This window comes from Exiguobacterium sp. s181 (assembly GCF_018617125.1).
In the GTDB taxonomy this organism is placed as follows: domain Bacteria; phylum Bacillota; class Bacilli; order Exiguobacteriales; family Exiguobacteriaceae; genus Exiguobacterium; species Exiguobacterium profundum.
The window spans coordinates 149,705-174,386 of record NZ_JACSJM010000002.1 but is presented as its reverse complement, the minus strand read 5'-3'; the positions used below and the strand labels follow the sequence as shown (position 1 = coordinate 174,386).

25 protein-coding genes and 2 pseudogenes are annotated in these 24,682 nt (G+C 42.5%); 14 read left to right on the top strand and 13 right to left on the bottom strand.

What is annotated here, in order from left to right; all coding sequences use genetic code 11:
• Positions 1 to 76 precede the first annotated feature (76 nt).
• The 6 genes and pseudogenes from KNO70_RS07180 to KNO70_RS07155 all read left to right on the top strand — a co-directional run bounded on the left by KNO70_RS07180 (position 77) and on the right by KNO70_RS07155 (position 3,047).
• Positions 77 to 844 carry a hypothetical protein gene (locus tag KNO70_RS07180; RefSeq protein WP_214687770.1) on the top strand — a complete coding sequence of 256 codons (768 nt, stop codon included), beginning with the start codon at positions 77 to 79 and terminating at the stop codon, positions 842 to 844.
• 104 nt (positions 845 to 948) lie between these two features.
• Positions 949 to 1,359 (top strand): MarR family winged helix-turn-helix transcriptional regulator, encoded by a 411-nt coding sequence (locus KNO70_RS07175; protein ID WP_214687768.1) that lies wholly within the window; start codon positions 949 to 951, stop codon positions 1,357 to 1,359.
• Positions 1,360 to 1,382: 23 nt separating this feature from the next.
• On the top strand, positions 1,383 to 2,021 hold the full coding sequence (locus KNO70_RS07170; protein ID WP_214687766.1) for a nitroreductase family protein: 639 nt from the start codon (positions 1,383 to 1,385) through the stop codon (positions 2,019 to 2,021).
• 27 nt (positions 2,022 to 2,048) lie between these two features.
• Positions 2,049 to 2,333, top strand: coding sequence for a putative quinol monooxygenase (locus KNO70_RS07165; RefSeq protein WP_026826548.1), 285 nt, complete (start codon positions 2,049 to 2,051; stop codon positions 2,331 to 2,333).
• A 1-nt stretch (position 2,334) separates the two neighbouring features.
• Entirely contained in the window at positions 2,335 to 2,697 is a 363-nt protein-coding gene (locus KNO70_RS07160; protein ID WP_214687764.1) for a DUF1304 domain-containing protein, read from the top strand.
• A gap of 77 nt (positions 2,698 to 2,774) precedes the next feature.
• Positions 2,775 to 3,047 (top strand): annotated as a pseudogene (locus tag KNO70_RS07155) (CPCC family cysteine-rich protein).
• A 38-nt stretch (positions 3,048 to 3,085) separates the two neighbouring features.
• Here KNO70_RS07155 and KNO70_RS07150 read toward each other — a convergent pair.
• From KNO70_RS07150 to KNO70_RS07120, 7 genes are all read right to left on the bottom strand, one after another.
• Positions 3,086 to 3,517 (bottom strand): stage III sporulation protein AH, encoded by a 432-nt coding sequence (locus tag KNO70_RS07150; protein WP_251024812.1) that lies wholly within the window; start codon positions 3,515 to 3,517, stop codon positions 3,086 to 3,088.
• 13 nt (positions 3,518 to 3,530) lie between these two features.
• Complete coding sequence (locus KNO70_RS07145) at positions 3,531 to 3,893, bottom strand: hypothetical protein (protein WP_214687762.1); 363 nt, start codon at positions 3,891 to 3,893, stop codon at positions 3,531 to 3,533.
• Between the two features lie 89 nt (positions 3,894 to 3,982).
• Entirely contained in the window at positions 3,983 to 5,521 is a 1,539-nt protein-coding gene (locus KNO70_RS07140; protein ID WP_214687761.1) for a hypothetical protein, read from the bottom strand.
• Between the two features lie 128 nt (positions 5,522 to 5,649).
• Entirely contained in the window at positions 5,650 to 5,907 is a 258-nt protein-coding gene (locus KNO70_RS07135; RefSeq protein WP_015881071.1) for a hypothetical protein, read from the bottom strand.
• Positions 5,908 to 5,921: 14 nt separating this feature from the next.
• Positions 5,922 to 6,200: a hypothetical protein gene (locus KNO70_RS07130; RefSeq protein ID WP_214687760.1), complete on the bottom strand. Its 279-nt coding sequence runs from the start codon at positions 6,198 to 6,200 to the stop codon at positions 5,922 to 5,924.
• Between the two features lie 188 nt (positions 6,201 to 6,388).
• On the bottom strand, positions 6,389 to 8,743 hold the full coding sequence (locus KNO70_RS07125; RefSeq protein WP_214687759.1) for a DEAD/DEAH box helicase family protein: 2,355 nt from the start codon (positions 8,741 to 8,743) through the stop codon (positions 6,389 to 6,391).
• Positions 8,736 to 9,062, bottom strand: coding sequence for a nucleoside triphosphate pyrophosphohydrolase (locus tag KNO70_RS07120; protein ID WP_031421338.1), 327 nt, complete (start codon positions 9,060 to 9,062; stop codon positions 8,736 to 8,738). Before KNO70_RS07120 ends, KNO70_RS07125 begins: the two co-directional genes overlap by 8 nt.
• Before the next feature lie 184 nt (positions 9,063 to 9,246).
• Here KNO70_RS07120 and dptF point away from each other — a divergent pair, with 184 nt between their 5' ends.
• The 5 genes from dptF to tnpB all read left to right on the top strand — a co-directional run bounded on the left by dptF (position 9,247) and on the right by tnpB (position 18,647).
• On the top strand, positions 9,247 to 11,553 hold the full coding sequence (dptF, locus tag KNO70_RS07115) for a DNA phosphorothioation-dependent restriction protein DptF (protein ID WP_214811672.1): 2,307 nt from the start codon (positions 9,247 to 9,249) through the stop codon (positions 11,551 to 11,553).
• A gap of 1 nt (position 11,554) precedes the next feature.
• On the top strand, positions 11,555 to 12,946 hold the full coding sequence (gene dptG / locus KNO70_RS07110) for a DNA phosphorothioation-dependent restriction protein DptG (RefSeq protein ID WP_214730746.1): 1,392 nt from the start codon (positions 11,555 to 11,557) through the stop codon (positions 12,944 to 12,946).
• Entirely contained in the window at positions 12,927 to 18,104 is a 5,178-nt protein-coding gene (gene dptH, locus KNO70_RS07105) for a DNA phosphorothioation-dependent restriction protein DptH (protein WP_214811669.1), read from the top strand. Before dptG ends, dptH begins: the two co-directional genes overlap by 20 nt.
• An 88-nt stretch (positions 18,105 to 18,192) precedes the next feature.
• Complete coding sequence (gene tnpA / locus KNO70_RS07100) at positions 18,193 to 18,498, top strand: IS66 family insertion sequence element accessory protein TnpA (RefSeq protein WP_214730732.1); 306 nt, start codon at positions 18,193 to 18,195, stop codon at positions 18,496 to 18,498.
• The gene (tnpB, locus tag KNO70_RS07095; RefSeq protein ID WP_214687754.1) at positions 18,495 to 18,647 is read left to right on the top strand and encodes an IS66 family insertion sequence element accessory protein TnpB; all 153 of its coding nucleotides are present in this window, start codon (positions 18,495 to 18,497) and stop codon (positions 18,645 to 18,647) included. Before tnpA ends, tnpB begins: the two co-directional genes overlap by 4 nt.
• A 32-nt stretch (positions 18,648 to 18,679) precedes the next feature.
• On the opposite strand, the gene KNO70_RS07090 is transcribed toward tnpB, so the two are convergent.
• Together KNO70_RS07090 and KNO70_RS07085 are read right to left on the bottom strand one after the other, a co-directional pair.
• Complete coding sequence (locus tag KNO70_RS07090; protein WP_214730730.1) at positions 18,680 to 18,952, bottom strand: hypothetical protein; 273 nt, start codon at positions 18,950 to 18,952, stop codon at positions 18,680 to 18,682.
• A gap of 489 nt (positions 18,953 to 19,441) precedes the next feature.
• Positions 19,442 to 19,537, bottom strand: a pseudogene (locus KNO70_RS07085) (IS3 family transposase); the annotation flags it as partial.
• On the opposite strand from KNO70_RS07085, the gene KNO70_RS07080 reads away from it, so the two are divergent.
• The 3 genes from KNO70_RS07080 to KNO70_RS07070 all read left to right on the top strand — a co-directional run bounded on the left by KNO70_RS07080 (position 19,533) and on the right by KNO70_RS07070 (position 20,272).
• Complete coding sequence (locus KNO70_RS07080) at positions 19,533 to 19,670, top strand: transposase (RefSeq protein WP_214731134.1); 138 nt, start codon at positions 19,533 to 19,535, stop codon at positions 19,668 to 19,670. The pseudogene KNO70_RS07085 and the gene KNO70_RS07080 sit on opposite strands and share 5 nt — an antisense overlap.
• A 123-nt stretch (positions 19,671 to 19,793) precedes the next feature.
• On the top strand, positions 19,794 to 20,039 hold the full coding sequence (locus KNO70_RS07075) for a hypothetical protein (protein WP_214730728.1): 246 nt from the start codon (positions 19,794 to 19,796) through the stop codon (positions 20,037 to 20,039).
• 23 nt (positions 20,040 to 20,062) lie between these two features.
• Entirely contained in the window at positions 20,063 to 20,272 is a 210-nt protein-coding gene (locus tag KNO70_RS07070) for a hypothetical protein (protein WP_214730727.1), read from the top strand.
• Between the two features lie 39 nt (positions 20,273 to 20,311).
• Here KNO70_RS07070 and KNO70_RS07065 read toward each other — a convergent pair whose 3' ends face one another.
• From KNO70_RS07065 to KNO70_RS07050, 4 genes are all read right to left on the bottom strand, one after another.
• Positions 20,312 to 20,776 (bottom strand): hypothetical protein, encoded by a 465-nt coding sequence (locus tag KNO70_RS07065; RefSeq protein ID WP_214811666.1) that lies wholly within the window; start codon positions 20,774 to 20,776, stop codon positions 20,312 to 20,314.
• 30 nt (positions 20,777 to 20,806) lie between these two features.
• On the bottom strand, positions 20,807 to 21,640 hold the full coding sequence (locus KNO70_RS07060) for an EcsC family protein (RefSeq protein ID WP_214730721.1): 834 nt from the start codon (positions 21,638 to 21,640) through the stop codon (positions 20,807 to 20,809).
• Positions 21,641 to 21,895: 255 nt separating this feature from the next.
• Positions 21,896 to 22,306 (bottom strand): DUF350 domain-containing protein, encoded by a 411-nt coding sequence (locus KNO70_RS07055; RefSeq protein ID WP_031421322.1) that lies wholly within the window; start codon positions 22,304 to 22,306, stop codon positions 21,896 to 21,898.
• Between the two features lie 12 nt (positions 22,307 to 22,318).
• Positions 22,319 to 24,673 (bottom strand): endonuclease MutS2, encoded by a 2,355-nt coding sequence (locus tag KNO70_RS07050; RefSeq protein WP_031421321.1) that lies wholly within the window; start codon positions 24,671 to 24,673, stop codon positions 22,319 to 22,321.
• Between the last annotated feature and the right edge of the window lie 9 nt (positions 24,674 to 24,682).

Below are 24,682 nucleotides of genomic sequence, written 5' to 3'. Positions count from 1 at the left end.
TGGAAATGATTTGAATAAGACTTTGGACCGAGGTATTCTCCTTCAATATCAGGTAGATTGAACGAGAGGTGACGAAATGATTAAAAAACGATTACTGGCAAGTATGGTCGGTGGGGTTCTTGCTGGCGGGCTCTTCGTATATACGACGATTGAAAAGTCAGAGGCACGGGAGACTTATACCGCGTATGTGAAGGAAACGTACAACGAACAACCCGATATCGAGCTGTCACGCGATTGGAAGATGGGCGGTTATGTCGGGGAAGTCACATTGACGAACGAACCGTTCGCCGGAACTTATATTCTCGAAACGTATGGTGACGGCTCCATCCACGATAACGTGCTCGAGACGTATTGGGAACGCGAGGCAGAGCGGACGATTCACGAGCGCCTCGTTTCGAAAAGAATCTTAAAAGAAGAAGAGACCGTCCGTGCGGAAGTACCGACCGGAGTGTCCGATGATGTGCAAGCAAAAGTCAGCCCGGCCCCGCCGTCCATCTATGAAACGAATCCGAAGACGTATCTCGACGTCTCGATCATGTTTCATGAAGACTGGAACAATACGGACGAACAGAAACAACGAATCCTCGATGTCATCCGTGAAGTGGAATCCGACGTCTATTCGATTCACTTCTCGTTCGACGGGAAGCCTGGAGGAAATGATGATTACACAGAACGGTACATGATGTTCACGCGCAAAGCGTCTGACATCGACCCGTCCTTCCTCGATGTGCGGACGATTGAGGATTTGAACGCCTATGACCGCCTGTATGGATTCGACGATACGACATTCACGACAGAATATCGATTTGATGGCACCCCTATCGAAGAGAAGACGACACAATAATCCGGTGTCGTCTTTTTTGAGCGTTTGACTTTACAGGCAATCCAAAACGTTGTATCGTTTGACAAGTCAACGATTGATAAGTCAATTGAGAAAGGTGGGACGCAATGGACCTACGTGAAATCAGCCGATTACTTTACCAAATCAAGGTGGCGGAACAAAATGTCGCATCGTCGTTCGAACGGGAGACAGGATTCAGCCTGACCCGCTACGAGATGTTACAAGTCGTCAAAGAACGAGGCGTTTGTTCGCAACGTGCGATTAAGGAAGAGATGAAAATCGACAATGCCGCCATCACTCGACATTTGAAAATCCTTGAAGAGAAAGGATTTGTCGTCAGAGAGCGGAACGCGGAGAACCATCGCGAGATGTTCGTCTGTGTGACAGAGAAAGCAGAGCAAGACCTAAGGGATTGCGAACGAGACGAACAGGCCAACCACCTCGTCTTACAAGCCTTGTCCGCTGAAGAGATTCAACACTTATCCGGACTGCTTCAAAAATTGAACAGTCACACCTAAACAGAGAAAGAAGGAATTCACCAATGGCAACTACATTCGAAAACAATACATTTACAGACGTTATGTTCGGTCGTAAATCAATTCGTGTTTATGACGAGAACGTGAAAATCTCACAAGAAGAGATGCTCGAGATGATTCAGGAAGCAACAACGGCTCCATCATCGGTCAACATGCAACCATGGCGCTTCGTCGTCGTTGAAAGCCCAGAAGCGAAAGAGACGCTCAAGCCGCTCATCCGTTTCAACACGCGTCAAAACGACACGTCTGCAGCGATGCTCCTCATCTTCGGAGACATGGAGTGCTACGAGTACGGCGAACAAATCTACGATCAAGCGGTCGCAGAAGGTAAAATGCCACAAGAAGTACGTGACCAACAGCTCGACGCGATCATCCCTTACTACAAAAATCTCTCGAAACAAGAGATGAACGACATCGTGAAGATCGATGCGAGTCTCGCAGCGATGCAATTCATGCTCACAGCCCGTGCACACGGCTATGACACGAATCCAATCGGTGGTTTCGAGAAAGACCAGCTCGCAGAAGCGTTCGGTCTCGACAAAGATCGCTACGTACCAGTCATGATCTTGTCTGTAGGGAAAGCAGCAGAAGAAGGTTACGAATCCGTTCGCCTTGATGCTCAAACAGTCACTTCATTCAAATAATTCACCACACAATCGGAGGAATCAACCATGATCTTAGTCAACGCCACATTCGATATCCAAGCTTCACAACGCGAGAACTTCTTGCGTGACATCCAAGTTTTGATTGACTCATCAAAACAAGAAGCGGGTTGTGTCGGATATGACCTATACGAGTCAACATCTGTTGAGAACCGCTTTGTCATGATCGAGAACTGGGAAGACCAAGCCGCTCTCGAGCAGCACAACCAAAACCCAGTCCTCATCAACTTCGCACAAAACGTGGCGAACTACGTGTCAGCGAAACCGGTCGTGCAAGTAGCAGCGGTCAACTAATATGTCGACGCTCACCCTTGTGTTCGGAACGCTTGTCGCCATCGAATTCTTCTATATCTTCTATTTAGAGACGATTGCGACGGCATCCTCGTCGACGTCACGCGTCTTCCGTCTATCGAAAGACGAGCTGACGAGAGACTCGGTGTCGGTTTTGTTCAAAAATCAAGGCGTCTATAACGGATTGATTGGGGTCGGGCTCTTGTACGGACTATACCTTTCCCCAAACCCGGTCGAGATTGTCACCATGATCCTGACCTATATCATCCTCGTTGCCCTATATGGCAGTATCACGAGTGACAAGAAGATTATTCTGACACAAGGTGGGCTTGCCATCTTGACGTTGATCTCGATGGTGATCTTATGACAGAAAGCGTTCGACCTGAGAAAATGGTCGAACGCTTTTTGCTTGTATCCTCTATACTAAATAGTGAGGTGATGATGGTGAGATACACATGCCCATGCTGTGGCTATCAGACGTTAGAAGAGGAACCACCAGGCACATACGACATTTGTCGAATCTGCTTTTAGGAGGACGACGGGGTTCAATTCGATGATCCCGATTATGAAGGCGGTGCGAATACGGTGTCGCTTCGACAGGCTCAACAAAATTACATTCAATTTGGTGCGAGTGAACGGCTCTTTTGTGATGATGTCAGAAAACCGAATAAACACGACAGAAAAGACCCAGACTGGAAACCCTTCTCTAGCAAGTAAACTTAATACAAGGTCACCCATATAAGAGGTGACCTTGATCATTCATCTAATCTAATACGCTCCCACATCTCTTCATCGACGACAAAGAACGATTCATGGGAGCATACCGCAAGCACACATGTCTCTCCCGTATAAAACATCAAGTCTTCCGGAAGTTTCGGATGAATCCAACTGAATAATGAACGACCCCGTTCTTTTAAGAACTGTACCGTCCTGTAATTCATATGAAACGAATATAGATACGCTGTATCCACAGACAGTCGTGTTGTCTCCCACTCACTTACGATAGTTCGTTCAATCAAATCCCAACGAATCTCTTCAGTCAGTACATCCATATACGCTAGACGCTCCTCTTCAATCTCCATGCGTCGCCTGTCTTCCACGAACGCAAAGTGAGTGCAGTGCTCAAGCAAAACATCGATGAGCGCCTCATAGCGCTCTCCCTTTACATCTTGAGTGATCATCAGCATGCTTTCAAGCCTCCTATGGTGAAGCAACAAATATACCCGTCTCTTCCGTAATCTCAAACGAATCTTGATTCCATCTCACTTCAATCGTCCCGACTCTTTCGGGTTCTTCGACACTTCGATATAATCGCCTGACCTCCATGTCAAAAGTGAAAAAGCCACTTGATTGTTTCATATACCCTTCTTGATTCACATATGTATTTGTCTGATCCCCAATCAGCTTGAACGAGTCACAGCTCTCATCTTCACACTGTACCGAATATGCTTCCTCGAACCAGCTTATAAAGTCAGCCTCATCCGCTTTCGTTGGATACATCGGTGCCGCCCAGACTCTAGCTACAATCAACACAACAAAACCGATGAACAACCATTTTCTCATACGCTCTCCCCCGCTCTCACTATCCAAAGTCTAACATGTCCATTTTATCAAAAAACCGCCCTGACCGAAGCCAGAGCGGAATTGATGTCTTATAAGGCGAAAATCGCTGCAGATACACCGACGACACCAACGAGCGCCATCGCATATACCGGCACACGTGGCATTTCGCCATTGTTGTCGAGCGCTTTCCCGAACATGTAGAAGACGATTGGGTGCACGAGGAACGGCATCGAGAAGATGAGCGGGATGAGAAGTGACGCTTCCGTTCCGAACATTCCACCTTGAACCGCTGCGAACAAGCCGAAGTGCGAGATCGCTGACGATTGTGCCATCGTCGTGTAATCAAACGCAATTGTGCTGAACGCCAAGATGACGAGACCACCGAAGACGGCCATCATCTGCCATCCGAACGAGAACTGCATAAGGGCTTTGACTTCTTTGAAGTCTTCCCCGTTCGCCGCGCGTAAGTTTTTCAACGCGAGCGCCGTGAGTACGAGACCGACCAAAACGATGATGGCTGTCGGCCAAATCCAGAGCGCACCGTTGTCGGCACTGACCGCGAGGATTGAGAAGACGAAGATATGTCCGAAGAACGGGATGTTGATCATGATTGGCGCACGTTTCGCTGCTACTTGACCGAAGTCACCAGCCGTACACGCTCCTGTGAGACCACTGTGTGAAAGTGACCCTGCCATACCTGGTGCGAGATTACGGATGTGACCCGTGCGAGCGAACCACATGATGAGCGCGATCCCACCGAACATCCAGAACAACTGACCGAAGAAACCGTAGACGAGAATCGAGTTCATGCCTTCGATGGCGAACGCGTCACCGATTCGTGAACCACCAACCATGAAGTTAGCAGCCAAGACGACCGGGATCCCTGCGAAGAGAAGCGCGCGGACAGTCGGTCCATACGTCCAGTTATGGAAGATGGCACCGAGTGCTGACGAGATCAACATCGCAAAGAAGATTTGCGGAAGTGCGATAATCGGCTGAACCGCTGTCGCAATCAAGAACGAGACGAACAAGATGACAAGCAAGAGGACAGTCTCGATGACACCTTTTTGCATGTATACTTTCTTGTCCTGAATCTGTGCTTTATGGTCGATGAGTAAGAACGACACCGCAAGACCGAGGAGTGCGAGGATTGGGTAGTAAAGCGCAATCCCTTCTGCCGTACCTGGCTCGATTGCCATACGGAAGAACCCTTCCAAACCGACGAGCAAGAAGAACGAACGAAGGATGAAGATGAACTGCGTACGTCCTGTCCCGAGGAACATCTCTTCTTTAGAAGGAACGACGATGTCCTCCATGTCGAGCTCTTGTTTGCTCAAGATTTTACGAAGTTCCTGTCCACCGACGAAGAACGAAACGACCAAGGCGATGATCGTCGTCCGTGACAAGAAGTCGACGAGCGGGAATTCAGGAAGACCCGGCGTCGCGATGCCGATTTCGACCATACCGAATCCGAGACCGAGACCGAAGATGACGATGACGAGGATCGGCGAGAAGCGCGTCCCAGCCACGACCATACGAGATAAAATGACCATCGGGATGACGAAGGCCATAAGCAACCAGAATTGGTTGATCAGTTGCATTTGAGATAATTGCTGTACAAGTTCCATTTACTAACCCCTAACATAATTTTTAGCACACAATATCGAAGTGTACAGGAATGAACATTATGTGACAATAGGGTGTGATGTTTTGTAAACATTGAAAGCGGAACCAAGTGAAATTGGTCCCGCTTTCGTTAGTTATTGGACTGTCTGAGGCCCCAAATTCCTTTATTTCCTGTGGAATAAAAGAGGTCTTCTTTTCCGGTAAAACTCGCCGAATCACTAGAATGTGCACGAATCTGTTTATTGACGTGCCCTTTCCAATCTTTATATCGATCGAGCTCGAGTTGGTAGTATGATTTTTCGACATACGCATAAATGTCTTTTAAAGATGCCGTCCCACCGTGGTGTTGGAGGGCAAACTGGATTTTACGTAGTAACAGGCGTTTCACATTACCCCACCTTTCTACTTCTGTTTCATTTCAAAGTAGTCTTCTAATTTGTTTTCAACTGCTAATTGAATAGCAGCATGCGCTTGTTTAGTCGGAATACAGTACTCTTCTCTGACAATGAGTTTCCCATTCGCATTCTTAAATGGTGTTTTACCTGTTCTTAGTGATTCAGTTGTCAAAGCTTTAAACGGTAGCGAATTTAGATGTCTCTCTATTTCCTTCTGTGAAAATGATTCTTGAAATATTTTAGCGATGCCATTTAATGAATGTTCTTCACTTTGCTTTCTTACCAAATCGTAGTACTCTTTTGCGATCACATCAGCTGATAATGGGTGAAACCAATCTTAAAATCCTCTATTGAGCATGATTTGGATAACATTCATTTTATATGTACCTTGACGCGCAAAACCATCAATAAAGTTACAAAAAGACTTTATAGCAATCTCTGATGAGTTGATAGTTATTTTATCGTTCAGCATGCTCATCCTTTCGCTTTCCGACTAAAGTAGTAATGTAATCGAACATCTACAATCTGTTTAACCCATTCATAAACGGTTAGATTGCGGAACGATTCATTGAATTCAATATGCAGAGTTTCATCTTCTACATAAAACGGTCCTTTAGCAATTTTATCGAATGGCATTCGTAACAATAATTTTTCAATTCTTTGTTGATGGAATGGTTGCTGAAAGTCTTTTGTCTTTCCATCAATCTGCTGACGATATGGTTCTTTTTTAATGTAATCATAAAATGGAAGAGCGGCTTCAGATGCTTTAAGTGGCTTGTACCAATTCTCTTCTCCCCGTTTTAGCATAATTGAAAGTACAATCATTTTATAGCTTTTGGTCATGCTCGTGTATTCCACCTCGACGAGAAGCGATTTCACATCACTGTATAGTATCGCTTCTTCCTCACTTAGTTCTCCGAGTTTATGCAAAAATCCGAAGAACCCACCAAGCTTTTTCCATTCGGAACGATAAGCGTCTATAGAGTACTCTCCTCGTTGGATTAATTCCATGTAGCTCGGGCGCCTACCCATTTCTTCTTTCACCATGAAATAATTTTGTTCAAGTAATTGCTGACGCGTTGAGGAACGTGTCACCATTTTCTTCAGTAAGTCAACAGTCTGTAAATCAAACTCAATTGTACATGACGAAGGTAGATCAATCGTAGTTGGTAAGGAACTCACTGTATCTTGTCGGCTAGTCGTCAACAAAGCCAGTTTCTTATCAATATTTTTATAGTTCCCAATTAAATCGATAATCGTACAATGAGTCTTTCCTTTTGATAGACGTAGCCCTCGTCCAATTTGTTGGGTGAATACTGTCAATGATTCAGTCGGACGACAGAACAATAGCGTATCGATTTCAGGAATATCGACACCTTCATTAAATAGATTCACTGCAAAAATGATGTCCAATTGTCCTTGCTTTAATTGGGCAATTACTTCCGTTCGATCATACTCGGCCTGACTATGAAGCGCTACCGCCTGCACCCCTTGTCTCCTGAAATAATCTGCCAAATATTCAGCTTGTATAACGGAAGAACAAAAGCCGAGTGCTCTCGATTGATGATGTTCTGACCATGCCTTAAAAATTTTCTCGGCAACACTTTCTTTTAACTGTTCTGCCAATAACTCTTCTTGATCATAACGCCGTCCATTGATCAGACGAATCTGAGAGTAGTCGATTTCATCATAGATTCCAACGTAATGAAACGGGGTTAAAAACGATTCTTCAATCGCTTCCGTAAAGTGCATCTGGAAAGCAACGTTATCATCACAAAGTGCATAAACGTCTCCTCCGTCTAAACGGTCAGGCGTTGCAGTCAAACCGAGTAAGAACTTCGGTTGAAAATAATCTAGCACTCGACGGTAGGAAGGAGCAGCCGAATGATGGAACTCATCCACGATTATCAAATCGAATTGCTCCGGGTCATATTGCTCCATTCTTTGTTTCGAAGCTAACGTTTGAATCGAGGCGAACACGACGTCAGCAGTATCTTGATTTCTTGATTCACCACCGAGTAGTAACCCGGTCTTCCAGTCATTCGCCACATTGAGGAATGACTTTTCTGCTTGTAACAAAAGTTCTCTTTGATGTGCGACAAAAAGGACATGTTTGAATTGTCGTGCAAAGAATGCACTCAAATACGTTTTCCCTAATCCTGTCGCTAAAACGAGCATCGCCTTTTTCCGACCTTCCGCCATCGTTTCTCGGAGAGCCAATAACGCTGCGTCTTGGACAGACGTCGGGGTAATCGAATCATCTTCTATGTAGACGGGAGAATGTTCAGCGACCTCCCATTCTTTCATTCGATCCTTTCGCGCTTCATACTCTTCACGATAAGGCTGTAACGAGACTGGATTCATCATTTGCGCATATTCACTATAAAATAATTCATGAAACGCAGCGACTGACTCTTCAAACACTTCCTCTGATACATTCGAAGGAATTTCAACATTCCATTCCACACCATGATTTAACGCACTATGCGACAAATTCGAGGAACCTACAAAAAACGTACCGCTTTCTATTGTACGGAACAAATATGCCTTTGGATGGAACGACCTCCCTTTTGAGCGGTATAGCCGGAGCTCAACATTCGGTATTTGGAATAACATATCCAATGCATCAGGATCGGTGAGGTACAGATAGTCTCCTACCAAGATTCTGATTTGAGCGCCACGTTCACTCGCTTTTCTTAAAGAAGCCGATAATTCCTTCACTCCCGACACTTGAGCAAACGCGACAACCATATAAATTTCAGTCGCCGCGTCTATGTGTTCTTGTAAAGGGATGCCAAGATTGCTCGTATGGAGTCGTAAATCACTCATGATCGAGGACCTCTTCTAAAAATAGACCCTTTTCAAAACCGCCACGTATTTTGCGTTTCTCTTCACGTATGCGGTTCAATTCATCGAAGTCTGCTCCATGCATATTTCCAAGTGTATAGACCAACTCCAAAATGTCAGCTAACTCTTCAAGAGACTCTTCATCAATGTTCGTTTCTTCATACTCTTTGATTTCTTCGTAGAGTTTCAATCGTGATTGCTCGAAGTGTTCGGCTTGAGTAAGCTGCTTCACAATCGGGATTTTTCCTGATTCGTGAATGATTTCAGGGATGTTGTCTCTTACTAATTTGTTATAAATCATATCGTCTCTCCTCTCAATCATCTATTTACATTTTAGTAAATGCATAGGTATAAATCACTTTAAGAATAATACCCGATACTTTTTTAGTTATGGTTGCCATTAAATGATCAGAATCGATGATTATGATTCTATATTTTGTTACAATGTTTGTAAAATATCATGTTGTGTAGGAAGGAAATTAACAATGAATACCCAAAAGAATTGGTCATTTTTAGTTACAAATCTAGTACCGGATGAAGATACCAAATTCACTTACGATGAATTTAGTAAGTGGATGACTGATTCACCAACAGAGGCCATGGTTTACTTAGATGGTATTTTTCAATCTTTAACTTTGAAGCGAATGTATATGTTAGCTAAAATAACCGGGCGTCCCGCTCTCTCGGAACGATACTTTGCTCGACATGTTATAAAACATGGTTGGCAAAAACTTAAAGTTGAACTTAACGCTTCTATGAAAGAATTGAAGTGGGCCCACCGTTACATAGAAATAAGTGATTTATATACAAAACGTAACTTATTGAAAACAGAGACAATGGAGGCATTCGAAAAATTAATTGCACTAACAGAAGTATTTCTACAAGAATCTGAAGAGTCCTTTGATGACTCTTTCAAAGAGAATATGACTAGTACTATCGTTGAAACTTCAGATGTATTCATGATGCCCCCTAATTCTCTATACGAATCCGATAGTGTACAAAGACAGCAAACTTCTGAGGAATTTTATATGGTAAATGATTTTTCAGCAAAAAATGAAGAAATCGAAATGGATGAGTCTGGTCATGAACATATTGATGAACCTTCCCAACCATCAACTGAATTGAAAACTAGTATTTTATTAGAACGTTTACGAATGCTCCAGTCATCTTCTAAAGAGTCAGTCGTTAACGCTGACAGCTTTGGTTTGTTTCGAGAGTATATGCACATCAATCGTCCGATTCAAATATCTCTTCTTGAAACATTAGAAAAAGTTAATGCGGAATCAACTCCTCAACTAATTTTATTGAGCGGTAGTGTTGGGGACGGGAAAAGTCATTTGCTCGCTTATGTAAAAGAAAAATATCCGGACTTGGTCACTAACGTTAGAATTCATAACGATTCAACCGAGTCATTTGATCCATCTAAGAGTTCGATCGAAACTTTAGATAATGTCATGTCATCTTTCTACAAACAAGACTCAAATAAAAAACATCTATTGATTGCCATCAACCTAGGTGTACTACACAATTTCTATAGTTTTGCCGAGTCTGAAAATCGATATGACTCACTCAGAAAGTTTATCGATGCAGCAGACATTTTTGGACATGGAGAGCATATCGTCTACTCTTTAGATTCTATCCATCTATTGAATATCGCAGGTTTTCAAACATATAGTGTCGGTGAAGAAGGAGCCCACTCTTTCTTTTTCACAAGCATTCTCGAGAAAATCGTTTCTGAATCAAATGAAAACCCGTTTTATACTGCATATCTAGAAGATACAAATCATGGTCATCGCTCTATTGTGCATGACAACTATGATTTCTTATCTAATCCTTCTGTACGTGAATCTGTTGTCAATGTCATCATTCAAGCCATGGTAAAAGAAAAACTCATTATTTCTACTCGTGCATTTTACAATTTTATTTTCGATATCTTAGTTCCATCAGACTTAAATCTCGACCGTGAGAGACCGGAAGCAGCATTACCAAATCTGATTTTTGGTCATCCTGATCGCTCTAATATTCTAAGTTCATTACATCAAAATGATCCGATTTCATTCCGTATCCCATACTTTGATGAATTAATCACCAAGTATGTGCTGTCACAGCATCCTCAAGAAATCGCTAAAAATGAATTAAAAGAGATTGGAGACGTATATAGTTTCATACATCATTCACCAGAAAACGAAAGTAAACTAAATACTTTGGGAGCATTTTTAGTGCGTAGCTACTCACTCCTAAATCCAAAAGACGTCGATCAGACCTATATGAATTTTTTACAGTATGTAAAGGCGTACTACCTTGGTGATGGTGAGAATATCGAATCGTTATTTGAACTCATTCGTAGTGTCATTTATTTATGGAAAGGATCTCCGCGAGAAAATTATCTCTTTATTGACGGCGCAAATAATGAATATCGCGTGGCATATCCATTCCAAGCGGAAGAAATCGTAGACCAACGCCTCTTTGATAGTGCTGAAACTAAAGATGATGCTTTTTATCGCTTCAGTCCATTTATACGAATCGGTTTTGACGTAAATGGGAAGGAGATTCTTTTTGATCTTGACTATAAATTGTATAACTTACTGGTAAAAATACAGCATGGTTATCGACCAAATCGTAATGACTTAAGAGATGCTGTGCAGTTTATTGACTTTTATGATGAACTCATCCGATATACAGATAAATCAAAATCAATTCTTCTAGTCTCCACTCATGATGGTTCGATGGTGGAACTATCTAAACCAAAGTTCAGCAAATCAAAGTTCGAAGTTAGAAAGGTGAAGCAGTAATATGACAAATACTCATGATGTAAAAAATTACGAATTAGACTGGAAACTTCTCGAGTCATTTCTGATTCAAAATAAAGGCTATCGTTATTCACGTAGAAAAAATACATTTGTATTACCTTTACCTACACGTGAACCGGAACGTTCAAAATTCGAAAGCGGCTTCTGGCCAATAACTGGCGGTATCGTGAGATTGTTATCTAATGAACCGCTCATTCCTGAACATCCTAAGTTGGACGAGAATCACATCCTGTCAATTGGAAAATTTGATTCCGAAGAAACGAGTGAATGGTTCAAATATTTTATCAAGAGTCAGCAACGTAAAATCGAAGAAACAGAGATTTCTAGTTTGTCGCAACTTCCTCTACTCACTTTAAGTGAGAAAAAAGAGAGGAATGGTCAAATCGATTTCATTAACTATGTCTATGGCACGTTGATTGAAGGAAATGAAGAATTTCTTTCACCACTGTTTTTAGATGAAAACAATGACGATCTTCTGACACAAATTTTTCGAAGTTCTCGCTCGACGAATAAGTCTACATTCAATAGTCCTTATTCATGTTTGTTCCCACGTTTAAAAGAACAATTTAAAGAAGATTTGATTCATTTATCCACAAATCCAAAATTCTTCTTAGACAATTTAAATCATCTATTCATTCAATATACGTTTATCTTGATGTCCCAGACTGTTCTTCAAACTAATCGATTTACAAAATTTGATAATGAGAAACTCATTCCACTCTATTTTTTAATGGAATGGGAAAAGGCAGCCCGCTGGCGTACAAGTTATACGAACGGCTATCGATTGTTAAAAGAACAGGTGAAAGATTTTTACAAACATGAGCATGCACTGAATATCGTTTCTCAAACACCAGCATTTCAGTCACAAAAAAACTTATACTATCATCATATTGATGAATTACTAACTGCAGCTGGTGAGGATTCTAAGAAAAATTATATTCAATCACTCTATCATTGGATGAATAATTTCTATACGCAGCATAAAGGTATCGAAACCCCAAAATACAATGCTGACAGCACGTTAGATGAAGCCTTTAGAGACTTAGCCGAAGCAATCTCAATTGGATTGAATAAAGAGTTAAAGTCTCGATATCCTGCCGCACTTGACGTCTTTCTATTAAAGTTCTATAGAAAACATGGTGGTTCACTTGGATCATTACTTGCCGTAAATCAAGAACAATTATTGACTCTTATAGCTTGCTCAATTAAACAGGACAAGATTGAATTGAATAGGCTTTGGATTGAACTTGAATTAAGAGGACTATTCTTTGATCATCACTCAAAAGAAGAAATTGTTGGGCTATTGGATAAACTAAACTATTTGGAAAAGAAAAGCGATAGCGGGGATGCACAGTATGTCAAATCAATTTTATAAATTTATCACACAACAATTATTACAATTCTTTAAACATGAGATTCAACAAAATAGAACAGATCGTTATTACGTCTATCTTCCGACAAAACAAGATGTAAAAGAAATGTATGATGCACTTTCAGGTTTAAGCGTTTCTGAAACCTTCACATATAAACATCCATTCGGAAAAGAAAATTATGTGACCAACTCACTTAACTTTTCTACAGGAAAATTAGTAATAGCAAGTTCTCTTGATACAGATATTGATTATCTCGTTACTCTGAGAAATGAAATGAGTGAACAAAGCGGGCAATGGTCTAATACTTCCTTAATGATTCTGACTGATAATTTAAATGACTCCATCCGGGGTGGAAGTATTGACTTGACTTCTGAAGGTCGTCCATTGCACATTAGCAAAATCATTCAACATTTAGATCAGCATTTGGCAAGTAGTGATTTATCGAAATCTGAACAAATGATTATCGCCGATTATTTAAAACGTCGTAATCAACAAAAACAAATTACGAATGGTTCATTTCTAGATTTCATCGATATTTTAGGTCTTTTACACAAAGATACGCTTGATTCGGATGACTATACCTCATTACAGTACTTTCAAGATGGCGACCTAAGTTCGCTTATTCGTGAACGAGATGAAAAAAATGTTGGGTCAGCTTCATGGAAAAAGATAAACCGACAAATCGAGAATCGCTTATCAGAAAATCACGAATTATTCGAAGATGTTGAACGTTACTTCACGTTAGGAAACACTCGTGAAAAACTAGAAGAGCGATTTGATAACGGGGCCACAAAATTAAAAGAGGATACTTGGCAACAAGCTGATTACACTGTATTGAAAGAATGGGAAGAGAAAGCAAAATCAAATCGAGATATTCAATTCATATCCGAAAAAATGATTGCAAAAACCGACGGCTCCAAATTATCAACTTCACATTTTTGGAAACGCCCACAGTCTGAAACTAAATCAGGTCAAAGAACTTGGCACATCATCGTCTTTTCTACACAAGAAGCAGACAAAGTTCAAATTCATCTTCCTTTTGACCGTTTTACGTCGAAGCAATTTTTGGACAATAAAAGTGCAAAATCAACCGTAAGTTCTGGACATTCTCTTATTACTACGATTGAAAATAATTCTACCCAAGTTACTTTCTCACGGGTACGCTACAAACATGAAGGCCAGACTTCCACTACTTATTTATTTAATATTGCAGTTGTTCCACTGTCGCCTGAGTTTTTAAATCCATATCAATCACGATATTTGATTGATACGACACCTAAAAATCAACAAGCGATTCGCTTAATACTTGATGGCCATCATTCAGTTGAACTTGGGGACGGTTCGGGACAAATAAATGATGTTGTTGTTGATTCATCAGAGGCGATTAAGATTGGACATAATGATGTCATCACTCTTCCTTTAAATGCTCTTGATGAAGGAGAATCTCGCGTTCGATTCTCTGTCATGATTGATGAAGTTGAGGTCCCACTAGCTATTAAAGACGAGATGTTAAAAACTACTCCTTTAGATGGTGTTAGTATTTGGACGAGAAAGAGAAAAGATGAAACATCGTTTTTAATCGACTCAGATTATAAAACCATCCATAATGGTCAACGCACTTACTCTACCAAATCAATAGACCGAAACTTCTTTAAAATGGAACAAGATTGGTTAGATGATCATGTACGGTATGCAAAGCAACTTTCCGATGATACTTTCGAGAGCATACCTTTAGAGTTACCAAGCGCTGTAGAAACGAGTTATGATTTATTTTTGAACACGGTTAAGAGTAAGGGAACAATCCCTTCACTCATGTATTACGATGACCAAGTACAGTCAGCTGCCTTTGATTTTATAAACAACTACCTGTCTGAAATTGAAAAAATTAAAGCTCAGTCTTTAATGACTGTACAACAACGGAACCTATACCGTTTAGGACAAATGGAAACGATTGATGGTTTGTTATTAACCCCATTCTCACCGTTGAACATTGCTTATCAATGGCAAGTGAACTCGGATTTAGGTTCTGAAGATATCGATTCGAATATTTTAAAAAAATTAAAAGCGAGCTATACTTTGCCTTATGCGTTTAATGTACATGAAATGCTACTGAAGCCAACGGATTATTCTCCATTACCTGAATGGCATGAATACGTTATTAGAGAAAAAGTAAGCATAGGTGAAACAAACTCTTACTTAGCAAAAGTTGTAGAAGAGAAAATGACCCACTTTGCTGATCATTACGACTATCTATTCTCAATACAAAATTCGGCTCCGCTCTGTATCAATGTTATCAATGTCACAAATGATGAAGAAATTTTAAAAGGAATTATTTCTTGGTTCAAAAATCAAATTTCTTCGAAAGGTGTTCTCGAAAACATCAAACCACTTGAGGTGTCTTTATATCTACCAAACGCTTCTGGTTTAAGTGCTTTTGATACATTAAACGAGATAGAAACTGCTGAACAATTAAAAGAGGAATTCGGTATCGACTTATCTATTGATGACTTCGAAATAGATGATGTTTTACATGTTCTTCAACAGTCTATTCTTTATCGAAAGTTAGACTTAGAGGAACCAATCCTCTATTCTCATATTTCATTTTATAAAATGGGAAATGAATCGAGAATCGTTACACAACCGATGCGTGATTTATCAAATAGCATGAACTTAGACGGTTTATTCACTACCGTATCATCGGTTCAAAGTGATGATACCGGATACCGCGTTGGATTCGGTACAAAAGGAGCCGACATTAACAGAAGTCTTATGACAAAATTCGGCTCACTTTATAATGAACTTACAGCCAACATTAAAGACGGTGGACACAGTTCTTATATGAAAGATGTTTCATTGACAATGCACATCGATGTTGCTGATAAAGACGAACTCGAAAAAATTTATAGCGCCTCACATTGGGTAACGTTTATTGATCCACCTGTCGGATTAGATTTCTTTAAATCGTCTTCAGACAATTTGATCATTGTACATTACAGCGACCAATATTCATCAACAAATGGTTATGATGCCATCACTGTAACTGACAAATCAAAACAATATTTTAATGTGATTGAGGAATTTGTTAATTCTCAGGGTGTGACATCCACGCAAGAACAGATAGAAGAAACAATTCGTGCTTTCAACACGTTTAACGGGGAATGGTTACTTCGAGCTGTCCAAGGAAGAGGATACGATAAACGAGAAAAGATGAGTATTGTTTCAGCAATTAAAGAAACACTATTGCTTTTTAATGAAGAAAACACGATTTGGGTACCAATTTCTATGGAAGAAGTCGTGCGTGTTACAGGCAATGTGAAACTTAGTAAACGTGCTGGTCTATTTTCAGGAAAGACAATTGGTCGAAAAGGAAATTGTAGCGATGATTTATTGATGATTGGACTAGAAATAGATCAAACACAATTAAAGGTACATTTATTCCCGGTAGAAGTTAAAATCGGAATAAATGACAACAGCGTCATCTCAAAAGGTATTTCACAAATCACAGAATTGAAAGCTCGACTAAATGACCATCTACTCGATTTAACTACTTTTGACGCTAAATTCTTACGAAATTATTTTGTTAGACTCTTCATCAACAATGCAAAAAAAATGCAAGAAAATGAAATTTGGCCTAGTAAAGATTTTCGTTTAAGTGCAGAGCTAATCGATCGGTTGATAAACGATGATTTTAAAATCGTTGATGAAAAAAGAGCAAAATTCGGAAATGGTGTTCTTGTCTCATTTAAAAAGCATTCAGAGTCTGTACGTCACTCCAGAAGTCAAGGTGTCGTAATACTAGAGTTACCTGAACAACACGGTTATGAAGCACTTACTCAGTCTTTAGATTCACTTGAATCTTCCAAAAAGGAAAAATCTTTAGCTCCAACTTTCAAAAATGAAGCCTTTGCTTCACCTGCTGATTCGACAGAACAACAAAAATCAACAGATGAACTAGAGGACAGAAGGAACTTACCTGAAGACAAAAATCATACTGTTGTTGAACCTGATTTAAAGATTGCCCCACTCACTCAGCCTAACCTTGAACTTGTAACTCCAAACGTTGTTAGTCTAGAACAGGTTAGATTGCATCTAGGTAGTGAATTGAATCAAGACTATTATTGGGAATACGGGCATCCACGACTATCCAATCGACATCTCCTAATCGGTGGTCGATCCGGTCAAGGAAAAACCTATTTCGTACAGTCTCTTCTATTGCAGTTGGTCGAACAAAATCAATCCGCATTGGTGATTGATTATTCGAATAGTTACACACTAAGCCAGCTCGATGAAACATTTGTAAATCGAATGGGGGAAAAATTGACAGAACGCATTGTGTATCATGAATCTTTCCCTCTAAACCCTTTTAAACGGAGAGAAAAAGAAATAAGCGGTCGGAAAGAGCCTGAAAAAATTGTTGAAGTTGCCAGAAGAGTAGCTGCAGTTTTTGCCTCTGTATATAGAGGTTTAGGCGATCAACAGAAAAATGCGATTTATATGGCAACTAAAAATGGTATTGAAAAATACGGAGAAGACATGCGAATGGAACTTCTCATTGAAGAACTTGAAAATCTAGAAACATCATCAAAATCAACAATCCAGTCTGTCATTAGTCGACTAACCCAGATGGTTGACATGGATCCGTTTGACTATGAATCGGATAATGACTGGAGTAAAATTTTTGAGAGTAACGGAGTTACCGTTATTCAACTTGAAGGATATGACCAAGACGAGATTAAAAAATTGCTGGCAGAGTTTATCCTTTGGGACCTATGGTACTACTCACTATCAGGATCTAAAGATAAGCCGATGCCTGTTATTTTAGACGAGGCACAAAACTTATCTTTCCGTGATGATTCTCCATCTGCAAAAATTCTTCGAGAAGGTCGCAAATTTGGCTGGTCAGCTTGGTTCGCCACACAGTCATTTAGTAACTTTGACAAAGAAGAACTTGCTATCTTAGACAATGCGGGTACTAAAATCTACTTCGCGCCTGCCGATAGTGAATTAAAAGTAATTGCAAATCGCATTGGTACCATATCTTTAGATGATTTGCGTAGCTTGAAAAAAGCTCACTGTCTCGCTGTTGGACAATTCAAAATCAGTGATGCGGAATTGAGTAATCAAGAATTTCATCATATTCAAGTTCCACCAATGAAATGAAAAAACGCGCGTCAAATAGCGCGCACATTCTAATAGAATAAGATTCATGAGATACTCCTCCCAAATATGAAATTTGGGAGGTTTTACTTTGAAAAGAAAAGAGAAAGAAACATATTGGATAGTGAAGATCGAAGAGTATCGTGCTAGTGGTTTGTCACTGATCGAATGGTGTGAAACAAGTGATGTTGCACTTCACAATATGAAATATTGGCTACGAAAACAGTCCCCAATCAATCGCGATTCAAGCCAGGAAACCAGTTGGGTCTCCTGTGTCGTCGAAGAACCAAAAGAAAAATCAATTTCTTTGAGAATAGATCAAGTTGATATCGAGGTGACGAGTGGCTACGATGAGACACTTCTACTACAAGTGATCCGGACGCTGCGCTTGGTATGATGAATGGTCGCGCTGTCGAGCGCGTCTATCTAGCAGCGGGTCCAACAGACCTTCGCAAATCGATTGACGGACTTGCTGTCATCGTCCAGGAACTTTTTCAGTTAGATCCATTTTCGAAGCCTTTGTTCGTCTTCTGTAACAGAAAATAAGAAACAACGTGTTTTCTATTTGACACTTACTTTTATTCTTCATATCGGTCTACTGCCTGTTTGGCGTCAAGTAGCGTCCAGCCGTGTTCTTCTCGAACGCGCTTGACGGCTTGTACTTTTTTCCCTTGTCTTACTAATTCAGCTAGCTCTTGATTCAACTCCGGACTGAATTCTTGTGGAGAAGGATAATTCGTCTTCTCAAGTTGACGCAAGCGCATCCGAAGGTCACGAACTTCTGCGTACAAATAAAACGTAAACCCGATAACCGAGATAAGTAGCCAAGTCTGCCATTCCAGAGTAATCATCTCCTCATAATTAATTTAATTTTGATCCCTATTATGTTTTAAATGAAATGAAAAATTAGTATATCCCGAATTCAAGATATAGTTAATTATAGCGCTTACCAAAAATATAAGAAAGGGACAGGGTGTCCACTTCATAAATGTAATCCAGGGTTAAATCATCCTATTTTTACAATCTGAAATGTCCAAAAGACATTCCACCCATTTCCGTATGATACTTTCCCTAACAGAAAAAACACTGCCTCAACTAATGATGTTACAAATGTGATAAAGAACACAATAAGGTAAGGGCTTTTGCTACTTTTCTTTATAAAATAAATCATATGATGAAACGGTACCTGTGCGCTGAACAATTCAACACAATTTGCATAAATGAAGAGGCTGGGACAAAACCTAGACTCTTTCTTTTATAAGAACCAACATATTCACTATCTGACGCTTACTTTTGAACTGCTCCCCGTCAAGTAGACAGGGCAAATAATGAAAACCAGCCTAGGCGGCTTGAGATCTGTATTCGACTGGGCTCAAGTCATTTAGTCGTTTCTGAAGACGAACATGGTTGTAAAACAATATGTAGGTCTCGATGGCCAAGAAACACGAAAAGATGGCCAATCAACGCAAGGACTTCCTTCACAAACTGTCGAGACGGATCGTTGACAAGAACCAAGTCATTATGGCGCGCATCATGACCGTGACATCAACGCGAGCATCAATCTGTTGATGTTGGCAAACTAAAACGAATTCCTGCAGGGTGGGAACCACCCGACGAGCTTGGTCCATAACCGTGGCTGGTAATAGCACGGTCTTCCCAAGAAGCTCTCCCTTCAATTTGCGAAGCAAATAAGTGGCGAGTAGTTCACAAGCAGATAAACCGAAAGAAGCCAAAGCCACCACACCGAAAGAAGATGACCTTCAAAAAATCATGAACCTTGGCACGTTCCAAACGTATATTGGGGATCCACAAATAAAGAAACGTGAGTTCCAAGTCGGACAGCCCGTCTTCCCTTCGCCGGATGGGACCGAACCGAAAGATGGGGAGCGCTCCCGCTCTCCCTCTTCCATTCAGATGACGGTCAAGGTGGTTATATAGAATATCGTCCAAACGGATTCCGTATGTACACACCAGACGGGACAAAATATAGTCCAGTCGATATGGTCAACCACAACAAAAAAGAGTTCAAGAACGGTTTTCGTTATTTCACAGGCGAGAAATCTGAAATCGATTTGGTCTTCCTCGTCCCAGAAAAAGAGAAGACGCTCGTCTTGTATGCGTCAAGCAGCGCCATGCCGAAAGTGTATACCGTCAAAATTGACGTGCCGTAAACTAAACAACGTCGCCCCGATTAGAGGCGACGTTGTTTTTCATTCGGCTTCTTCCACAATTTCGACACGTACTCCCGTGTCCCCGACTTTTCCTAAATCTTCTACGGTCGGGTCTTCATACGCCAACACATGAAACTCCTGCTCGATTGTACGGATGACATAATGCGCGAGCGCGCCACGGTTACGGTTCACCGGATGAATCGCCATCCGTTCACTGGCGAATGACATCAGGCGTGATGCGGACAGTTTTACAATCGGATGCTCGTTCCATAACCCATCTTCTTTCATTCCGTGCTCTTCTTGTGTCCCTAAAAAGACGGCGTACTGTTCGAAGCGAATTCGGATGCGGTCGCGCTCGGCATCCCATGTAAGGAGCATCGTCGGATTCACCGCTCCATAAAACGTCCACTCTAACGGGTAATACGCCTCATCCTTCATCTGAAACGATTCCATGTCGAGTACGTAGCGCTCGGTCGACATCAAGTAGTGTAAATCTAGTTTCATGAGATCCCCCCTTAAAAACACAACAACTTGTTATATGATTTCCCCTTCTTGACGTAAAATCTCTTCGATTTCTATGAATTCCCCTTCGATAATCTCAAGGTTCTCTCGTTTCACTTCTTCCACACTTTCAATAAACTCCGCTTCCGTCATGTTGACTCCTTCTTCAAGCGCATGCATGAGACGATTGCCCATCTTCGTCATCGATGAGTACGTGATTCCTCCTGAAATGACACCACCTGCGAGTGGGATCATCTTTGAGATCCCTTTGGCGAACGTATCTTTCGTCATCTTCACCCCGATCATCGCCGACATTTTCTTGATGATTGGATAGTACACTGTTTTCATCAGCGCTTTGTTCGGGATTTTTTTCAAAGCTTCTTTCGATAATTGTGCGGACAATGCCTTGATGGTAGCCGTCGCACCGCCCACTCCGAACATGACACCTAAAAAGAGAATTAATTCTCCATTCACCCGTTCGACATCTAATTCTCCATCTTCCCAAAAGTCATCGTACCCATATAAATACCCGATTTCTTGCGCTAAACGGAGGGCGAAACCGAAGAATTGCGCCGTATCGGCCGGAATCGTTGCGGCGAGACCGATGCCTCCAGGTAGACCGGCTGCAAACGATGCACTCGAACTTTTCATCGTCTGATTAGTAATATTTCGCTTCGCCACTTTTTTGATGACTGAGAGAGGGACGTTCGCTTCAAGCGGTCCCTTCTCGACAACCTCTGCCAACTGAGTCGCTGGCACGTACTTACTGAAACTTTGGGCTAAAAATTCTTTTCGATCTACTTTCACTCCAGGCAATTTCACTGCATTCGTCATCAAGACTTCAAACACTTCTGACCCGTTCGCCATGACCTACACCTCAACCTTCTTATGTATCTCGTTCCATAATCTAGTTTCAGTATATCGATTTCCTCACACGAATTGTAAAATATTTTCCTTTCGCCCATATATTTTATATTCAAGGTGCCTGAAATCAAAAAAAGGGAGCACCCGAATGGATTCTCCCTCTTCCCTCAATAAAACATATACCAGAGTGCCGCTGCCACTAAGAACAGCCCGGCCCCGATGAACAAGATCTTTGCCAATCGTTCGTATACCATGTCTTCACCTCACCAATGCCGCGCCGACGACGAGGGAGACCCCAATCGACAGCAAGAATGCCAACAACCCGACGGCGATATTCCCTTGTTGAATCTCATCGTTCACCTTCAGTGTCGGTGTCAAAAATTCAAACAACCAGTATGTCGCGAGGAGTAAAATGAATCCAAAACCACCCCCGACGAAGATGTCGATTGTGCTATCATGATGGCTCTCGACGACCCGGAAGATGTTGGCGAGACCGACAATCTTCCCGCCTGTCGCCAAGGCGACGGCAATATTTCCTTTTTGAATCTCACGCCAGTTGCTGTACGGCGTCGTCACCTCGAAGATGGCAAGACCGACGACAATCATCAGTCCCGCCATCGAATAGAGGCCGAACGACTCCAGCATAACGGCAAACGTAATCGTACCCATTCCCGACTCCCCTTACTTCAGTTCGACGACCGTGACACCGAGTCCACCTTCACCCATTCCTCCTGGGCGCTGGCTCTTCACGTGACGATGTCCTTTTAAAAATTCTTGTGTCGCCTGACGCATCGCTCCGGTACCTAATCCGTGGATGATGCGGACGTTATCATAGCCCGACACGAGTGCTTCATCGATATACTTGTCTAGACGCATGAGTCCCTCTTCGACACGAACGCCACGGAGGTCGAGCTCGGACTTCGTCGAGCTCTGACGTTTGAGCGAGCTGCCTTTCGACTGAAGCGACTTCTCTTTCGATGGACCGATCTTCTGAAGGTCGTCCGCTTTAACATTCACTTTCATGATGCCAACTTGGACGTTATACTCATTGTCATTGATTTGTTTCACGATATAGCCTTTTTGATTGAACGTCGTCACTTTCACTTCTTCGCCCTTACTGAACGTACGTTTCTGCTGGGCTTTTTGTTTCACTTTTTGAATCTTTTTCTCTTGAAGCGTCGGTTTTGCCGATTCGAGCTCTTTCTTCGCCGCGATAATCTCGTGCTCTTTGACGATTCCTTGCTCACGTAGCTTCTTCAAGCGGTCGATGACTTCGTTCGCTTGACGCTTCGCCTGTTCGACGGCCTTCTCGGCTTTCGCCTCGGCCGCTCTATACAAGTTGTCGCGTTCGCGCTCAAATTCGGTCATCTTCGCTTCGAATTCGGCCTGCTCTTCTTCAAAGTCATGGCGCTTGACGATGAGCTCTTGCTCGAGCTGCTCGGCGCGTTGCTTCGCTGCTTCAAGCTCATTGATCATCGATTCGACTGACTCGGCATCACTACCGACGTGGCTACGTGCCTTGTCGATGACTTGCTCAGACAGTCCGAGACGACGACTGATCTCGAAGGCGTTCGAGCGACCCGGTACGCCAATCAAGAGACGGTACGTCGGGCTGAGCGATTCGATATCAAACTCCATCGAGGCGTTCATGACACCTTCGCGGTTATAAGCGTATGCCTTCAGTTCCGAGTAGTGTGTCGTCGCAGCGACACGTGCCCCGCGGCGTTTCACTTCATCTAAGATGGCGATGGCAAGGGCAGCCCCTTCTTGTGGATCCGTCCCGGCACCGAGCTCATCGAAGAGGACGAGTGACATGAAGTCGATTTTGTCGAGCATGCCGACGATGTTTGTCATATGCGAGCTGAACGTCGAGAGACTCTGTTCAATCGATTGCTCATCCCCGATATCGGCATAGACCGCGTCAAACACGGAAAGCTCTGTCCCGAACTCTGCCGGCACGTAGAGACCTGACTGCACCATCAATTGAAGGAGTCCAATCGTTTTCAACGTGACGGTTTTCCCGCCGGTGTTTGGTCCGGTGATGACGAGTGACGTGTAGTCTTCTCCGAGCTCGACTGTGATCGGTACGACCTCATCTTTCGGGATGAACGGATGACGTGCCTGTTTCAACTTGATTTCTCGATTGTCGTTCAACTTTGGCTCGGTCGCTTTCATTTCTTGTCCGTATGCGACTTTCGCAAAGATAAAGTCTAGTTCGGCCAACACGTCGAGGTTCGTCATGATGGCATCATGGACCCCACCGACCTCGTTCGAGAGGGCACTTAAAATCCGCTCGATCTCAGCACGTTCCTTCAAGCGAACTTCTTGAATCTCGTTATTGATGGAGACGATGGCCTGCGGCTCAATGAAGAGTGTCTGACCGGAAGCTGACTGGTCATGGACGATTCCACCGAACGCTTGACGGTACTCTTGTTTGACCGGTACAACATAGCGATCGTTCCGGATTGTGACGATGGCGTCCGAGAGCATCTTCGCATTGTTGCGGAGGATGTTGTCGATACGTGACCGGACACTCCCTTCAAAGCTCCGGAGCTGAGTTCGAAGTCCACGGAGTTGTGGACTCGCGGAATCTTGGACAGTCCCTTGGTCGTCGATCGCATGACGAATCGCCTGTTCGACCTCGATGAGCTTCGTCAACTTGTCCGCATACTCGTCAAGACGTGGAATGCGAATCTCTTCGTTATCCTCGTGAAGCTTCTCGAAGAAGTTCTTCACTTGGCGTCCGCCATACATGACGGCAGCGACGGCGAGCAATTCGCTCGTCGAGAGGACCGAGCCGATTGCGGCCCGTTTCACTTCCGCACGGACATCCGTAAGCCCACCGAGTGGCAGACGGTCACGGAGACGAACGACCTCGGTCGCCTCTTTCGTCACGTTCAAATTCGAGAGCACCCGGTCGTATGAGTAGTCAGGTTGCATCTTCAGCGCCAAATCTTTTCCGAGCGAGCTCGCCGCGTGACCGGCAAGCTGTTGGCGCAATTTTTCATATTCTAATACGCGTAACGCGTGGTCCATCTAGCATGT

Excerpts from the sequence above, each read along its gene's own strand:
- KNO70_RS07180 (WP_214687770.1), top strand. The coding sequence starts at position 77 with ATGATTAAAAAACGATTACTGGCAAGTATGGTCGGTGGGGTTCTTGCT.
- KNO70_RS07175 (WP_214687768.1), top strand. The coding sequence starts at position 949 with ATGGACCTACGTGAAATCAGCCGATTACTTTACCAAATCAAGGTGGCG.
- KNO70_RS07170 (WP_214687766.1), top strand. The coding sequence starts at position 1,383 with ATGGCAACTACATTCGAAAACAATACATTTACAGACGTTATGTTCGGT.
- KNO70_RS07165 (WP_026826548.1), top strand. The coding sequence starts at position 2,049 with ATGATCTTAGTCAACGCCACATTCGATATCCAAGCTTCACAACGCGAG.
- KNO70_RS07160 (WP_214687764.1), top strand. The coding sequence starts at position 2,335 with ATGTCGACGCTCACCCTTGTGTTCGGAACGCTTGTCGCCATCGAATTC.
- KNO70_RS07150 (WP_251024812.1), bottom strand. The coding sequence starts at position 3,517 with ATGCTGATGATCACTCAAGATGTAAAGGGAGAGCGCTATGAGGCGCTC.
- KNO70_RS07145 (WP_214687762.1), bottom strand. The coding sequence starts at position 3,893 with ATGAGAAAATGGTTGTTCATCGGTTTTGTTGTGTTGATTGTAGCTAGA.
- KNO70_RS07140 (WP_214687761.1), bottom strand. The coding sequence starts at position 5,521 with ATGGAACTTGTACAGCAATTATCTCAAATGCAACTGATCAACCAATTC.
- KNO70_RS07125 (WP_214687759.1), bottom strand. The coding sequence starts at position 8,743 with ATGAGTGATTTACGACTCCATACGAGCAATCTTGGCATCCCTTTACAA.
- KNO70_RS07120 (WP_031421338.1), bottom strand. The coding sequence starts at position 9,062 with ATGATTTATAACAAATTAGTAAGAGACAACATCCCTGAAATCATTCAC.
- dptF (WP_214811672.1), top strand. The coding sequence starts at position 9,247 with ATGAATACCCAAAAGAATTGGTCATTTTTAGTTACAAATCTAGTACCG.
- dptG (WP_214730746.1), top strand. The coding sequence starts at position 11,555 with ATGACAAATACTCATGATGTAAAAAATTACGAATTAGACTGGAAACTT.
- dptH (WP_214811669.1), top strand. The coding sequence starts at position 12,927 with ATGTCAAATCAATTTTATAAATTTATCACACAACAATTATTACAATTC.
- tnpB (WP_214687754.1), top strand. The coding sequence starts at position 18,495 with ATGATGAATGGTCGCGCTGTCGAGCGCGTCTATCTAGCAGCGGGTCCA.
- KNO70_RS07090 (WP_214730730.1), bottom strand. The coding sequence starts at position 18,952 with ATGATTACTCTGGAATGGCAGACTTGGCTACTTATCTCGGTTATCGGG.
- KNO70_RS07080 (WP_214731134.1), top strand. The coding sequence starts at position 19,533 with ATGGCCAAGAAACACGAAAAGATGGCCAATCAACGCAAGGACTTCCTT.
- KNO70_RS07070 (WP_214730727.1), top strand. The coding sequence starts at position 20,063 with ATGTACACACCAGACGGGACAAAATATAGTCCAGTCGATATGGTCAAC.
- KNO70_RS07065 (WP_214811666.1), bottom strand. The coding sequence starts at position 20,776 with ATGAAACTAGATTTACACTACTTGATGTCGACCGAGCGCTACGTACTC.
- KNO70_RS07060 (WP_214730721.1), bottom strand. The coding sequence starts at position 21,640 with ATGGCGAACGGGTCAGAAGTGTTTGAAGTCTTGATGACGAATGCAGTG.
- KNO70_RS07055 (WP_031421322.1), bottom strand. The coding sequence starts at position 22,306 with ATGGGTACGATTACGTTTGCCGTTATGCTGGAGTCGTTCGGCCTCTAT.
- KNO70_RS07050 (WP_031421321.1), bottom strand. The coding sequence starts at position 24,673 with ATGGACCACGCGTTACGCGTATTAGAATATGAAAAATTGCGCCAACAG.